The sequence below is a fragment of the Streptomyces flavalbus genome (genome assembly GCF_042674625.1).
Classification (GTDB): Bacteria; Actinomycetota; Actinomycetes; order Streptomycetales; family Streptomycetaceae; genus Streptomyces; species Streptomyces flavalbus.
The window spans coordinates 2617728-2631792 of sequence record NZ_JBHTEB010000001.1 but is presented as its reverse complement, the minus strand read 5'-3'; the positions used below and the strand labels follow the sequence as shown (position 1 = coordinate 2631792).

At 71.1% G+C, this 14065-nt stretch carries 11 protein-coding genes; 5 read left to right on the top strand and 6 right to left on the bottom strand.

Annotated elements, in window-relative coordinates:
- Positions 1-55 precede the first annotated feature (55 nt).
- Positions 56-2005, bottom strand: coding sequence for an amylo-alpha-1,6-glucosidase (locus tag ACFQZ6_RS11725; protein ID WP_381607398.1), 1950 nt, complete (start codon positions 2003-2005; stop codon positions 56-58).
- Positions 2002-3441 carry an MGH1-like glycoside hydrolase domain-containing protein gene (locus tag ACFQZ6_RS11720; RefSeq protein ID WP_381607396.1) on the bottom strand — a complete coding sequence of 480 codons (1440 nt, stop codon included), beginning with the start codon at positions 3439-3441 and terminating at the stop codon, positions 2002-2004. Before ACFQZ6_RS11720 ends, ACFQZ6_RS11725 begins: the two co-directional genes overlap by 4 nt.
- A gap of 123 nt (positions 3442-3564) precedes the next feature.
- Between ACFQZ6_RS11720 and ACFQZ6_RS11715 the strand changes: the two genes are divergently transcribed.
- From ACFQZ6_RS11715 to ACFQZ6_RS11705, 3 genes are all read left to right on the top strand, one after another.
- Positions 3565-4797 carry an ROK family protein gene (locus ACFQZ6_RS11715; RefSeq protein WP_381607394.1) on the top strand — a complete coding sequence of 411 codons (1233 nt, stop codon included), beginning with the start codon at positions 3565-3567 and terminating at the stop codon, positions 4795-4797.
- A 406-nt stretch (positions 4798-5203) separates the two neighbouring features.
- Positions 5204-7951 (top strand): pyruvate, phosphate dikinase, encoded by a 2748-nt coding sequence (gene ppdK / locus ACFQZ6_RS11710; protein ID WP_381607392.1) that lies wholly within the window; start codon positions 5204-5206, stop codon positions 7949-7951.
- Between the two features lie 230 nt (positions 7952-8181).
- Positions 8182-9459: an MFS transporter gene (locus tag ACFQZ6_RS11705; protein WP_381607390.1), complete on the top strand. Its 1278-nt coding sequence runs from the start codon at positions 8182-8184 to the stop codon at positions 9457-9459.
- Positions 9460-9489: 30 nt separating this feature from the next.
- Here ACFQZ6_RS11705 and ACFQZ6_RS11700 read toward each other — a convergent pair whose 3' ends face one another.
- Together ACFQZ6_RS11700 and ACFQZ6_RS11695 are read right to left on the bottom strand one after the other, a co-directional pair.
- The gene (locus tag ACFQZ6_RS11700) at positions 9490-10380 is read right to left on the bottom strand and encodes a hypothetical protein (protein WP_381607388.1); all 891 of its coding nucleotides are present in this window, start codon (positions 10378-10380) and stop codon (positions 9490-9492) included.
- 80 nt (positions 10381-10460) lie between these two features.
- Complete coding sequence (locus tag ACFQZ6_RS11695; protein WP_381607386.1) at positions 10461-10871, bottom strand: ATP-binding protein; 411 nt, start codon at positions 10869-10871, stop codon at positions 10461-10463.
- Between the two features lie 197 nt (positions 10872-11068).
- Between ACFQZ6_RS11695 and ACFQZ6_RS11690 the strand changes: the two genes are divergently transcribed.
- Positions 11069-11920, top strand: a complete 852-nt coding sequence (locus tag ACFQZ6_RS11690; RefSeq protein ID WP_381607384.1) for a DUF5753 domain-containing protein — start codon at positions 11069-11071, stop codon at positions 11918-11920.
- 7 nt (positions 11921-11927) lie between these two features.
- Positions 11928-12152, top strand: coding sequence for a DUF397 domain-containing protein (locus ACFQZ6_RS11685; RefSeq protein WP_381607382.1), 225 nt, complete (start codon positions 11928-11930; stop codon positions 12150-12152).
- On the opposite strand, the gene ACFQZ6_RS11680 is transcribed toward ACFQZ6_RS11685, so the two are convergent.
- Both ACFQZ6_RS11680 and ACFQZ6_RS11675 read right to left on the bottom strand, forming a co-directional pair.
- Complete coding sequence (locus ACFQZ6_RS11680; protein ID WP_381607380.1) at positions 12119-12493, bottom strand: excalibur calcium-binding domain-containing protein; 375 nt, start codon at positions 12491-12493, stop codon at positions 12119-12121. The two genes, ACFQZ6_RS11685 and ACFQZ6_RS11680, sit on opposite strands and share 34 nt — an antisense overlap.
- 293 nt (positions 12494-12786) lie before the next feature.
- On the bottom strand, positions 12787-13947 hold the full coding sequence (locus tag ACFQZ6_RS11675; RefSeq protein WP_381607378.1) for an alkaline phosphatase PhoX: 1161 nt from the start codon (positions 13945-13947) through the stop codon (positions 12787-12789).
- Positions 13948-14065 lie beyond the last annotated feature (118 nt).

Below are 14065 nucleotides of genomic sequence, written 5' to 3'. Positions count from 1 at the left end.
CCGTACGGCCCGGTCCCGCGCCGCGTTCACCCCGCCCGCGTCCTTTGCCTCCCCTTCAAGCACCGCCCACCGCGGTCAGCAGCGCCAGCGGCGCCGCGGCCGACCGGGACTCGCGCACGCACGCGTGCGGGTACGGCACCGGCTCCGCGTGCGTGTCCCGGCCGTACCCGGCGAGCACCTCGGGCAGCCGGTGCCCGGTCGCGGTCGCCGCGTCCACCAGGGCGTGCGCGACCGTGCGGGCCTCGTCGTGCAGGCCGTAGCGGGACAGGCCCAGCGTGATCAGCGCGTTGTCGTGCGGCCACACCGAACCGCGGTGGTACGACAGCGGGTGGTACGCCGGTTGCCCCGCGGCCAGCGTGCGCACGCCCCAGCCGGAGAAGAAGTCCGGCTCCAGCAGCCGCCGTCCGACCAGTTCGCCGTACTCCTTGTCGAGCAGCCCCGACCACAGCAGGTGCCCCGCGTCCGAGGCGAGCGCGTCGACCTGGCGGCCCTCCCCGTCCAGGGCGAGCGCCGGGAAGGAGTGCTCCGGCATCCAGAAGTCCCGCTGGAAGCGGTCCCGCAGGTCACCGGCGGCCTGTTCGAGGAGGGCGGCGTACGTCTCGTCGTCCCACACCGTGCGCGCCAGCCACGCCGTGCGGCGCAGCGCGTCGTACGCGTAGCCCTGGGCGCCCGCCGCCATCACCGGCCCGTTCGGCCTGCTGCCGTCCGCCGAGCAGATGGCGCCGGGGGAGTCCTTCCAGTTCTGGTTGGCCAGGCCGCCCTGGTCGGCGCGGTACACGAGGTAGCCGCGCGAGGTCAGCCCGCCGTGGTCCAGCATCCAGCCGACGGCGGCGCGGGCGTGCGGCTGGAGGCGCCGGGCGAGCGCGGTGTCGCCGGTCCGCTCGGTGTAGGCGCCGAGCAGGACGAGGAAGAGCGGGGTGGCGTCCACCGAGCCGTAGTAGCGGCCGTACGGCACCTGCCCGAAGTGGGCCAGCTCGCCGTGCCGCACCTCGTGCACGATCTTGCCGGGCTGGGCGACCGAGCCGGGGTCGGTGCCGGTGGCCTGGGCGGCGGCGAGCGCGGGCAGCGTGGCGGCGGCCAGCCCCGGCCGGTAGGGCAGCGCGAACAGGGAGGTGAGCAGGGCGTCGCGGCCCAGCAGGGTGAGGAACCAGGGGGCTCCGGCGGCCGGGACGCGCAGCTCCTCGCCGTCCGGTCCGGTCGCCGGTACCTGGAGCGCGGCCAGGTCCGCGAGGCCGCGCGCACAGGCCGCGGCCAGCTCGGGCCAGCCGGTGGGGAAGGCGACGCCCTCGACGAACTCGCCCTCCTTCGCCAGCAGTTGCGCGGTGACGGCGGCGGGGGAGCGGGGCACCCGCAGCGCCCGCTTCTCGCCGTGCGGGCGGGCGATCACGCGCAGGGTCAGCTCGGTGGTGCCGTGCGGCTCCAGCTCCAGCGTCCACACCAGTCGGCGGGCGCCGGTGCCGGTCTCCTCCACGCCGTCCGGCGCGGGGTCGGCGGTGACCGTCGTACGGGACTCCCACTCGCCGCGCCGGTAGCTGAACTCCACGCCGTCGTCGAGGACGTGGCGGCGGCGGACGGCGCCGGTCTTGGCGTAGGTGCGGTGGTCGGAGCGCAGCTCGAACTGGTCGGCGAAGTCGGCGTCCACGGTGAGCGCGAGCCGCACGGTGGTGGGCACCGGCCGGTTCCCGCTGACCCGGATCAACTCCACGAACGAGCCGTCCCCGACCGCCTGCTCCCGGAACAGCGTGTACGCGGGCGGCTCCTGGCGCCCCCCGCGGGGTACGAGCACACAGCGGGCGGTGTCCCCGTCGGCGACCGGCGTCAGCGCCTCCGGCACCGCGCCGTCGACGGTGAGCTGCCAGCGGCTCAGATGCCGGGCGTCCCGCACGAACATGCCGTCGGGCAGCCCGTCCGGGGCGCTGGCGCCGCGCACCCCGGCGATGTCCCCACGGCCGCCCACGGCGGCGAACGTCCCCCCGTACACGAGCAGATGATGCCGGTCCGTCATCGCCGGTCCCCTCCCTTGAACGCGGTGGCCGCGCCCTTGTCCCAGGCGGGCTGGTCGTGCAGCAGATCGAGGGCGAGCGCCGCAGTCCAGCCGAAGTCGGTGGTGCCGCAGGACTCGCCGGTGTACGGGTCGACGTACTCCGCGAAGCCCGAGGTGTCGGCGGTGTGCAGCACCGCCCGGCGCAGCGCGTCGGCCCGGCCGCGCTCGCCGTGCAGCCGCAGCCCGCGCTCCAGCAGCCAGGCCGTGTTGAACCAGGCCGGGCCCCGCCAGTAGCGGTGCGGGTCGAACGCCTCGCCGCGCAGGTCGTAGCTGGGCACCAGGCGGGTGAGCCCGCCGAGCCCGAAGTGCGGGCCGCACATCGTGCGCACCAGCGTGGCGGCGGTCTCGCGCGGGAGCGTCGGCAGCAGCAGCGGCACCAGGCCGGAGACGCCGCGCTCGGGCACCAGGCCGCCGCCGACCACGTCCCGGCAGAGGAACATGCCGTGCGCCGGGTCCCACAGCCGCTCGATGAGCACCTCCGTCAGCCGCTCCGCGCGCGCGTGCCGGGCGGTGCCGGTGGCGCCCAGCTCGTGGGCGATGGCGGCGAGGGCGTGCTCGGAGGCGATGAGGAGGGCGTTGAAGGCGGGGTCTTCCACGGCGAAGGCGTGCGCCTGGGCCTGGTGCGGGTGCCCGTGGGTCCCGTCGTCGTACCCCCGGTCGCGGTAGTCCGCCGCGAGGCGCACGTACCGCCCGTAGTCCAGGTCCGTCGGCCGGTCCTCGGGGGAGCCGTGGTCGAGGTCGGCGCGGCGGAAGGAGCGGGCCGGGGCCGGGGTGACGCGGGCGAGCGGGGCGTCCCAGCAGGGGCTGTTGTCCATGCCCTGCTCCCACGGGTGCACGACGGACGCCAGCCCGCCGCCCCCCAGGTCACGCCGGTGCAGCAGATAGCGGTGCCAGGCCGCCAGCCGGGGATACACCGTGGAGAGGAACCCGCGCGCCCGCGACAGCCCCGGATCGGCGCGGTGCACCAGCCAGGCCGCGAGCGCGTGCACGGGTGGCTGCACGATCCCGGAGGTCTGTACGGTGCGCGGGGCGCCCGCAGCGCGCCCCGCGGTCGAGGAGCGCCAGAAGTCGGGGCTCGGGAAGTACGCGTCGAGCGGGACGGAGGGGTTGAAGACGATGTGCGGGACGCGTCCGTCGCGCCACTGGGCCGCCAGCAGCGTCTCCAGCTCCGTCTGCGCCCGTAACGGCGACAGGTGCCGCAGCCCGATCGCGATGAACGCCGAGTCCCAGGACCACTGGTGCGGGTACAGGCCCCGTGAGGGGACGGTGGAGGTACCGGTCCAGTTGCCCTCCAGCACGCGGGCCGCCCTGCGGTGCAGGGAATCGGCCGCGGTGTCCGGATCGTATGCAACAGCGCGGTCCGGGGGGCGGGTGATGACTGGTGCTGGACGATCCACTCGGGACTCCCCGAAGACGCGTACGGCTGATGGGTTCGGCAGCGGCTACCGTAGGGTTACGTCTATTTAACACGCAAAACTCAATATGTAATGCAGGCTTGAGAAACACAAGGGGGTGCGCGGATGTCCGTACGCAGTGCTCGTGGCGGCCGAGGTCAGGGCAGCTCCGGTGAGCTGCTCGAACTGGTGCGCAGTGGCCGCGCCACCACGCGCGGCGCGCTCCAGCAGGCCACCGGGCTGTCCCGGGCCACCGTGGGCCAGCGCCTGGACCGCCTCTTCCGCGCGGGCTGGCTGCGCGAGGGCGCGGGCGGCCCGGTCGACTCCCCGCTGGGCGGGCGCCCCTCGATCACCCTGGAGTTCGACGACGAGCACGCGGTCGTCCTCGCGGCGGACCTGGACACCCGGCACGCGCGCGCGGCCGTCCTCACCCTGACCGGCGAGATCCTCGCCGAGCACGGCGGCACGCTGGTCATCGAGGACGGCCCGGAGGCCGTCCTCGGCGAACTCGGCCGCTGGTTCGCCGAGCTGCTGGCGAAGACGGGCCACCGCGCCGCCGAGGTCTGCGGCATCGGCCTCGCGGTGCCAGGCCCGGTGGACACCGACACCGGCAGGGTGGTGCAGCCGCCGATCATGCCGGGCTGGGACGGCTACGACATTCGCGGCCGGTTGGCTCGCGCGTTCACGGAGTACACGGGCGCCGCGGGTGCCGTCCCCGCCGTGCCGGTCCTGGTCGACAACGACGCCAACCTGATGGCGTACGGCGAACAGCGCACCGGCTACCCCGACTGCTCGGCGTTCGTGCTGGTCAAGGTCTCCACGGGCATCGGCGCCGGGGTGGTGGTCGACGGCTCGGTCTACCGCGGCATCGACGGCGGTGCCGGGGACATCGGGCACATCCGGGTGCCCGAGGGCGCGGAGGTGCTCTGCCGCTGCGGGTCGTACGGCTGTCTGGCCGCCATCGCCAGCGGTGGCGCCGTGGCGCGGCGGCTGGTGGCGTCCGGGGTTCCGGCGGCGTCCGGCTCGGACGTGCGGGACCTGCTGGCGGCGGGGCACCCGGAGGCGGTGGGGCTGGCGCGGGAGGCGGGGCGCCGGGTCGGGGACGTGCTGGCGACGGTGGTGACGCTGCTGAACCCCGGTGTGCTGATGATCGCCGGGGACTTGTCCGGAACGGCGTTCGTGACGGGCGTACGGGAGCTGCTGTACCAGCGGGCGCTGTCGCGCTCCACGGCCCACCTGGACGTCGTGACCTCGCGGCTGGGGGAGCGGGCGGGGCTGGTCGGGGCCGGGGCGCTGGTGGTGGAGCACCTGTACGCGCCGGAGCGGGCGGAGGAGCGGCTGCGGGCGCTGGGGGTGTGACGCCCGTGTTTCCGTCCGGAGGACCGGTCCGCATGGTGGGATCGCGGTCCATGTGGCAGCGTGATTCTCGCCACCCCTGATAAGGGGTACGCTCAGATGAGCGGATCTTGGGCGACTGCACTTCTCCAAGGGGTGGCACTGAGTGCCACCCCTTGATCGTTCATCGATCGAAATCAAACGTGCCGCACGCCGCTCATCAGAGCGCGGTGCGGCCAATATGAGGGCTGAGTCGTTCAAGAAGTGAAAACAAGAACCCGTAACTGCTTACCAACCCTTGACTTTCGATCCACTGGCTGACGACGGGTTACAGGCGCATGACGCACGAGTGGACGTACCCAGACGCCTTTGATCTGGGTATGTTCCTCGCCGTCAGGGCAGCCACCGCGTCTTCGAGGAGTCGAGACCCGTGTCGGAAAACAAAGATCTTCAGGTAGCCGAGCACGGCGCCAGCGTTGAGGGCGTGAAGTTCGTCTACGACTTCACCGAGGGCAACAAGGACCTCAAGGACCTGCTCGGTGGCAAGGGTGCCAACCTCGCCGAGATGACCAACCTGGGTCTCCCCGTGCCACCCGGCTTCACCATCACCACGGAAGCCTGCAAGGTCTACCTCGACAGCGGTGAGGAGCCCGTGGCACTGCGTGACGAGGTGAGTGCGCACCTCGACGCGCTGGAGCGGCGCATGGGCAAGAAGCTGGGCCAGCCCGACAACCCCCTGCTGGTCTCGGTCCGTTCGGGCGCCAAGTTCTCCATGCCCGGCATGATGGACACCGTCCTCAACATCGGCCTCTCCGACAAGTCGGTGCAGGGCCTGGCCAAGCAGGCCGGGGACGACCGGTTCGCGTGGGACTCCTACCGCCGCCTCATCCAGATGTTCGGCAAGACGGTCCTCGGCGTGGACGGCGAACTCTTCGAGGACGCCCTCGACAAGGCCAAGGAGGCCAAGAAGGTCACGGTCGACACCGAGTTGGAGGCCGCGGACCTGAAGAAGCTGGTCACCGCCTTCAAGAAGATCGTGAAGAAGGAGGCGGGCCGGGACTTCCCGCAGGACCCGCGCGAGCAGATGGACCTCGCCATCAAGGCGGTCTTCGACTCCTGGAACGGCGACCGCGCCAAGCTCTACCGCCGCCAGGAGCGCATCCCGCACGACCTCGGCACCGCGGTCAACGTCTGCTCGATGGTCTTCGGCAACCTGGGCCCGGACTCCGGCACCGGCGTCGCCTTCACCCGCGACCCCGCCTCCGGCCACCAGGGCGTGTACGGCGACTACCTCCAGAACGCCCAGGGCGAGGACGTCGTGGCGGGCATCCGCAACACGGTCCCGCTCGCGGAGCTGGAGTCGATCGACAAGAAGTCGTACGACCAGCTCATGCAGATCATGGAGACCCTGGAGAACCACTACAAGGACCTCTGCGACATCGAGTTCACCATCGAGCGCGGCCAGCTCTGGATGCTCCAGACCCGCGTCGGCAAGCGCACGGCGGGCGCGGCGTTCCGCATCGCCACGCAACTCGTCGACCAGGGCCTGATCGACGAGGCGGAGGCGCTCCAGCGCGTCAACGGCGCCCAGCTCGCCCAGCTCATGTTCCCCCGCTTCGACGACGAGGCGAAGGTCGAGCAGATCGGCCGGGGCATCGCGGCGTCGCCGGGCGCGGCGGTCGGCAAGGCGGTCTTCGACTCGTACACCGCGGTGAAGTGGTCCCGCTCGGGCGAGCAGGTCATCCTGATCCGCCGCGAGACCAACCCCGACGACCTCGACGGCATGATCGCCGCGGAGGGCATCCTCACCTCCCGGGGCGGCAAGACCTCCCACGCGGCGGTGGTGGCGCGCGGCATGGGCAAGACGTGCGTGTGCGGCGCGGAGGAGCTGGAGGTCGACACCAAGCGCCGCCGGATGACGGTGCCCGGCGGCCATGTGGTCGAGGAGGGCGACGTCATCTCCATCGACGGCTCCTCGGGCAAAGTGTACCTGGGCGAGGTGCCGGTGGTCCCCTCCCCGGTCGTCGAGTACTTCGAGGGCCGGATGCACGCGGGCGCGGACGACGCGGACGAGCTGGTGGAGGCCGTCCACCGCATCATGGCCTTCGCGGACCGCAAGCGCCGCCTGCGGGTGCGCGCCAACGCGGACAACGCCGAGGACGCGCTGCGGGCGCGGCGCTTCGGCGCGCAGGGGATCGGCCTGTGCCGCACGGAGCACATGTTCCTCGGTGACCGCCGTGAGCTGGTGGAACGCCTGATCCTGGCGGACACGCAGCAGGAGCGCGAGGAGTCCCTGAAGGAGCTACTGCCGCTCCAGAAGCGCGACTTCGTCGAACTCTTCGAGGCGATGGACGGCCTCCCGGTCACGATCCGCCTCCTGGACCCGCCGTTGCACGAGTTCCTCCCCGACATCACGGAACTCTCGGTCCGCGTGGCCCTGGCCGAATCCCGCCAGGAGCCCCACGAGAACGAACTCCGCCTCCTCCAGGCGGTCCACCGCCTGCACGAGCAGAACCCGATGCTGGGCCTGCGCGGCGTGCGCCTGGGCCTGGTCATCCCCGGCCTGTTCACGATGCAGGTACGGGCGATCGCGGAGGCGGCGGCCGAACGCAAGGCGGCGAAGGGCGACCCGCGCGCCGAGATCATGATCCCGCTGGTGGGCACGGTCCAGGAGCTGGAGATCGTCCGCGAGGAGGCGGACAAGGTCATCGCGGAGGTGGAGGCGGCGACGGGCACGCGCCTGAAGCTCTCCATCGGCACGATGATCGAACTCCCGCGCGCCGCGCTGACGGCGGGCCAGATCGCCGAGGCCGCCCAGTTCTTCAGCTTCGGCACGAACGACCTGACGCAGACGGTGTGGGGCTTCAGCCGCGACGACGTGGAAGCCTCCTTCTTCACCGCCTACCTGGAGAAGGGCATCTTCGGCGTCTCCCCGTTCGAGACGATCGACAAGGACGGCGTCGGCTCCCTGGTCGCCGCGGCGGCCAAGGCGGGCCGCGCGACCCGCCCCGACCTGAAGCTCGGCGTCTGCGGCGAACACGGCGGCGACCCGGAGTCCGTCCACTTCTTCCACGAGGTCGGCCTGGACTACGTCTCCTGCTCCCCGTTCCGCATCCCGGTGGCCCGCCTGGAAGCGGGCCGCGCGGCGTCCCAGTCAACGGGCAGCGACCACCGCTGACGCCCTCCGGGCCCGTCGCTGCTCCCTCAACCCTCACCGACCAGCGACGGCCCCGGACCGCGGGGAGGGGGCGGCACCCTTGTGCGGGGGTGCCGCCCCCTCCGTCTCACGGGGTGCTGAAGAGCTGCTCGGCGTGCTCGACGGTGATGGGGCGTTGACGCTCCCGAGGTCGGCGGGAAATGGACGATGCGTCGGAAGCGCCTGCGCGGTGCCCCGTAGAGTGCGGCGGCGTGACTCTGGCCCCCGATCGTTCGGTGCTCTGGCGGAATCAACAGTTCCTGGTCCTTGCCTCGGCCAGGACCATCTCCGTACTGGGGAACGGCTTCGCGAGGGTGGCGCTCGGCTTCGCCGTGCTCGCCCTGCCGGGCGCCACGCCGGGTCGGCTCTCGCTGGTTCTGGCGTGCCAGGCGCTGCCGCAGCTCGTGTTCATCCTCGCTGGCGGAGTGATCGCGGACCGGGTGTCACGGGTCCGGCTGATGGTGGCAGCCGATGCCGTCGGCGCGGCTGCCTACGCGGGGTTGGCGGCCCTGGCGCTGTCCGGCGACGCACCGCTCATCCTCATGTGCGCGCTGGCCGTGGTGGCCGGTACCGCGACGGCGTTGTTCTCCCCGGCGATGGACGGGCTCGTGCCGCTGGTCGTGCCGACGGCCCGGCTCCAGCAGGCCAACGGGATGCTGCGGGTGGGCACCAACACCGCCCTGCTGCTCGGGCTCGCCCTGTCGGGAGTCACGGTGGCGCTGGTCGGCGCCGGTTGGGCGCTCGCGCTCAACGCCGCGTCGTTCGTCGTCAGCGCCGTCCTCACGGCCCGGCTACGGATCCCCGGCCGCCCGGCGAAGTCGTCGTCGGGGTGGGATGACCTGAAAGAGGGTTGGCGGGAGTTCTCGTCCCGGCAGTGGCTGTGGGTGGTGGTCGCCCAGTACACCGTCGTCGTGGCCGCGCTCAACGCCAACGTCGGGGTGCTGGGACCGTTGACGGCCACGGAGCACCTCGGCGGCGCTCGCGCCTGGTCCGTCATCGTCGCCGCCCAGGCCCTGGGCACCATCGCCGGTGCGGGGCTTGCGGCCCGCGTCCGGGTACGGCGCCCGGTCCTCGTCGCGGTGCTGGCCACCTTCCCGGCGGCCGTACCGATCGCCCTGCTCGCGGCGTCCGCTCCCGTCTGGCTGATCGCCGCGGCGATGTTCTGCGCGGGTGTCGCCGGGGACGTCTTCGCCGTCCTGTGGTCCACCACGATCCAGCGACAGATCCCCGAAGAGGCCCTCTCCAGGGTCAGTTCCTACGAATGGTTCGGCTCCCTGGCTCTCGCCCCGCTGGGCCTCCTGGCGGCGGGACCCATCGCGGATGCGGTGGGCACGGAGACGGCGCTGGCCGGATGCGCGGCCCTGATCGTCCTCGCCACGGGCGCGGCGCTGCTGTCCCCGCAGGTCCGGAGGACGACGCTGACCGGGCGGCCGGAGGCTGGCCGCCCGGCTCCGAAACGGGATGATCCGGGGGTGGCACGGCGTCAGTAGACGGCCCCAAGCGGGGCCGCCACTGCCACCTCACGGCGCGCTGAACAGTTCCTCCGCCTGCTCGACGGTGATCGCGCGTACGAGGAGGTCGTCGAGGGCGGTGAGGTCGGTACAGGCGGTGACGCGGTCGCGTACGGCGTCAGGGACGGGGAGGCCGCGGGCTTCGAGGACGCGTAGAACGTCTTCCGCCTTGCCTGCGACCTTCCCCTTGACCTCGCCCTTGAGGTACGTCTCTTCGATGAGGGTGCCCCTGCCGGGGAAGTAACTGGCGACCATGTTCTGCAGCTCTCTCCATGTCTCGCGGGCCGGAGTGTTCTCCAGGCCGACTTCCAGCAGTTCGGACCAGTAGGTGGCCGTGTCCTTGTCGAACGACCTCATGCCGCGGGCCAGTAGGTTCAGTATGGCCTCGATGCCCCGGCTCTCGCTGTGAATGATGGCGCTGAACGTCGCCAGGGCGGGTTGGCGCGCCACCACCGCCTCGTCGGTGATCTCGGGAACGGAACCCGGGCCGAGCACGAACGGACGCGTGACCTGACTGAGCCACGGCCCGACGCGGTTCTCGAAGGGCCCCTCCGCCCACTTGGCGGTGGACGACTTCCGGCAGACGGCGACGAGCAGCACCGGCAGGTGGTACCTCGCGGTCAGATAGGCCATGTAGTAAGGCCAGTTGACCGCCTTGTCGGACGCTTTCCTGGTCTGCGCCTCGATGGCGAGCAGGAAGCCGTCGCCGTCCGCGGGGTCGACTCTGAGGACCGTGTCCACGCGGCGCTCAAGGGGCTTCAGCTCCGTGGCGTCCGGGGTGATCGCCTCGATGTCCGCCTTCACGGGCGGCGGCAGCCCCAACGCCTCGAAGATCGGGGCGAGTACCTCGGGGTGATCCTGGAAGATCCGGTGCGAGGTCTCGTGGGTGGATGTGACCATGGGCGCCACTTTCCTGGTCTGATGTCCGGCAGATCCGACGAACGCGGAGGCGTTCACTCTTTCGAGCGGCGGCGAAACGTTCACGCCGCCGACGTCAGCTCGCACCAGACGTACTTGCCCCGGTTCCCGTCCCTGGCCAGCGGCTGCCACCCCCACACGTCGGCGCAGGCGCGTACGAGCGCCAGCCCGCGTCCGCCCTCGGCGTCCCCGCTCCGCTCGAACGGCACCGGCGGTTGGGGCGGTTCGGGGTCGGTGTCCCACGCCCCGATCCGCAGCACGCCCGCCGCCCAGCGCACCCGTAGGGCGGCGGGCCCTTTCGTGTGCAGTACGGCGTTGGACACCAGCTCCGCCGCGAGGAGTTCGGCCACGTCCACGAAGCGGATCAGTCCGTGCATGGTGAGGATGAGGCGGAGGGTACGGCGGCTGATGGGGACGGCGCGGGGGTCGTTCGGGATGTAGAGGGAGTACTCCCAGGAGTCGTATTCGGACATGCGTCAGCTCCGGTTCGGTAGTGGGGGGTGGCGGTGTCATTGCCGCAGCCGTCATGGCAGGACGGAGCGGTGCGCTTCCGCAGCGTGCTCGTCGCATCACCGACGGTAGGGGTTACAGTTTCGGTCGCGCAAGCTGATCGCATAGCCTGACTCCGAACGAGCCGACCTGGAGGCGCGTTTGAACCAGGGAGTAGTCGATGACGACAAGGCGCGAACCCACGGCACGTCAGGTGCGTCTGGGGGCGGAACTCCGCAAGCTCCGCGACGCGGCCGGGCTCGCTGCACGCGCGGCGGCGGCGCTACTGGGGGTGAGTCACGTCCAGATCAGTCACATCGAGTCAGGGCTCTCCGGTGTGAGCGAGGAGCGGCTTCGCCAGCTTGCTGCCAACTACGCCTGTGATGACGATGAGTTGATTGAAGCGCTGGTATCCCTCGCCACCGACCGGACGCGTGGTTGGTGGGAAGAGTACCGAGGCGTACTCCCGTCCGCTTACCAGGACCTCGCGGAGTTGGAGCATCACGCCACGTTCCGACGCGACGTCGCAGTCCTTCATGTACCCGGGCTTTTCCAGACGGAGGCGTACGCCCAGGCGCTGTTCGCCTACATGAATCCGGAGTTTCCGGCGCGGGAGGTGGAGCGGCGGGTGGAACACCGTATGCGGCGAAAGGTCATCATCGAAGGCCCTGACGCCATTCCCTACGAGACCGTGATCCACGAGGCCGCGCTCCGTATCAAGGTGGCGGGACGTGCCGCCAGCCAGGCGCAGCTCGCCCGCATCCTGGAGATGTCACAGGCGCCCCACGTCACCGTACGGGTCATTCCCTTCACCCTGGATGACTTCCCAGGTGCGGGAAGCACCATGGTGTACCTGGGCGGTGCGATCGCTCGACTGGACACCGTCGTACGCGACGCTCCGCATGGCACCGCCTTCCTGGACTCCGAGGCGCAACTGAGGCACTTCCGGGAGCTGTTCCGTAGGGTGAAGGAGAGTGCTCTCCCTCCGGAGAAGTCACGTGACCTCATCTGTCGAATGGCCAAGGAGCTGTGAGCGAGACATGACCACTCTCTCGCCGTGGAAGAAGTCGTCCTTCTCCGGTGGTGGGGAGGGGAACGACTGTGTGGAGATAGCGGACTTCCCCAACGGTGTGGCCATACGAGATTCAAAGGGCCCGGCGTACGGAATGCTCACCTTTTCGCCCGGCGCCTTCGCGTCGTTCCTCAATACCCTCAAGCCGCCGCCCCGTTCTCAGCGCGGGTCGCGGCGGCGGGCCGTCAGGTAGACCGTGCCCCCGCCGACGAGCAGGACCGCCGTGCCGACGGCGAGGTAGAGGGTGATGCCGTCACCGCCGGTCTCCGCGAGGTCGGCGCCTTCCGGCTCCGCCTCGGACCCCGCGGGGACGAAGTCCGCGGGCGGCTGGTCGCAGCCGACGCCGTCGCCGTCGCGGTCGAGGTGCCTGCCGTAGTGCTCGTCGGTCTCGGGGATGTTGGCGTGCCCGTTCTCGTACGCCTCGGTGCAGTTGGCGAACGGGTGCGTGCCGTCGTGGGCGACGGCGGTGGTCGGTGCCGCCGCCAAGGTCAGCGCGGCGATGGTCAGGGCAGCAGGCTTGCGGAACGACTTCATGGTGAGCCCCCCGGCTTCATATCCCTACGGATGGTGAGGGATTGGAGGTATGGGAGGGCCTGTTGGCAACTGCGGCGAAATAAACGACCCGTGATACGAACGTGACGTGACCGGATGGTAGCTCTCCGCTTGGATGGGCGGTGAACGTCTGGCCCTTTTGACCCACAAGCGCCGTTGGTTCTGGTGGGGAGCGCCTGGCGCGGCATGAGCCAAAGGCGCCAATCGCTCCCCCCTCGGCGTCTCGGGGGGGGCGTCACCCGGCCCCCGCACGCTACGTCCCCTATCCCCTCCCCCTACGACCTGAAGGGGCCCGTCACCTCGTACGTGATGCCGCCCGAGGAGGAACCCGTCGTGCCGCGCTGGCTGGAGAAGTACAGGCGCCTGCCGTCGGGGGAGAACGCCGGGCCCGTGATCTCCGAGGAGGACTGGCCGTCGACGCGGAGGAACGGGGCGATCACGTCGTCCGGTGTGATCACGCAGATCTCCATGTTGCCGCCGTCCTCCGCCACGAACAGGTCACCGGAGGACGCGCCGGTGATGTTGTCCACGCCGGTGAGGGGGGCCGTGCCCGAGGTGACCAACGAGTCGTCGTAGGCCAACTCGTAGGTGTTGGAGGTCAGGTTCAGCTGCCAGACCCTGTTGTCGCCCTTCGTCGTGAACCACACCTTGTCGTCGGCGTAGTAGCAGCCCTCGCCGCCGTTGAAGGACTTCGAGCCGGAGACCTGGGTGCGGGTGGTGGTGGGGGAGCCGTCGGGGTCGGGGATGTCCGTCCAGGTGAAGGAGCCCGACGTGGCGGTGCCCGCGACCATCACCTGGAGCTTGCCGGAGGACAGGTCGCCCCAGGTGGTCGGGACGAAGCGGTAGAAGCGGCCGTTCGTCTCGTCCTCGGTCAGGTAGATCACCTTGCGCACCGGGTCGGCCGCCGCCGCCTCGTGCTTGAAGCGGCCCATGGCGTCCCGGCGCACCGCCGCGTTCACGCCCCACGGGTCGGTCTCGTAGACGTAGCCGAGGGAGACCTCCTCGCAGGACAGCCAGGTGTTCCACGGGGTCTTGCCGCCCGCGCAGTTCTGCCGGGTGTCGGACAGGACGCGGTACGCGCCCGTGATCGCGCCGGTCGCGGAGAACTTCACCGCGCTCGCGCCGCCGCCCGGGTTGATCTCCGAGTTGGAGACGTAGATCCAGCCGGTGCCGTCGGCGTAGCAGGCGCCGCCGTCGGGGGCGTTGTGCCAGGTGTACGAGGTGCCGGAGACCTTCTGACCGGAACGGGCGATGACGCGGCTGGTGAAGCCGCTGGGGAGCCTGATGCCGTTGGCGTCGGGGGAGCCGAGCGCCCCGTAGGGGCCCGTGCCGGGCTGTGCGGGCGCGGCGTAGGCGGCGCCCCGCCACAGGCTTCCGCCCAGGGCTGCCGTGGAACCGCCGAGGACGGCGGCGCGCAGGAGGCTACGACGTTCCACTCTCACTCCAGAGGGGTCGTGACCGGCCCCGTCGCCGGGCGGCGGCGGGGTGGTGTGGTGCGGTGCGGTCTCGGAATCTAGGGGCGGGGAGTGGACGGGGTGTGGACATGTGCATGGC

Excerpts from the sequence above, each read along its gene's own strand:
- ACFQZ6_RS11680 (WP_381607380.1), bottom strand. The coding sequence starts at position 12,493 with ATGAAGTCGTTCCGCAAGCCTGCTGCCCTGACCATCGCCGCGCTGACC.
- ACFQZ6_RS11725 (WP_381607398.1), bottom strand. The coding sequence starts at position 2,005 with ATGACGGACCGGCATCATCTGCTCGTGTACGGGGGGACGTTCGCCGCC.
- ACFQZ6_RS11685 (WP_381607382.1), top strand. The coding sequence starts at position 11,928 with ATGACCACTCTCTCGCCGTGGAAGAAGTCGTCCTTCTCCGGTGGTGGG.
- ACFQZ6_RS11690 (WP_381607384.1), top strand. The coding sequence starts at position 11,069 with ATGACGACAAGGCGCGAACCCACGGCACGTCAGGTGCGTCTGGGGGCG.
- ACFQZ6_RS11700 (WP_381607388.1), bottom strand. The coding sequence starts at position 10,380 with ATGGTCACATCCACCCACGAGACCTCGCACCGGATCTTCCAGGATCAC.
- ACFQZ6_RS11715 (WP_381607394.1), top strand. The coding sequence starts at position 3,565 with ATGTCCGTACGCAGTGCTCGTGGCGGCCGAGGTCAGGGCAGCTCCGGT.
- ACFQZ6_RS11695 (WP_381607386.1), bottom strand. The coding sequence starts at position 10,871 with ATGTCCGAATACGACTCCTGGGAGTACTCCCTCTACATCCCGAACGAC.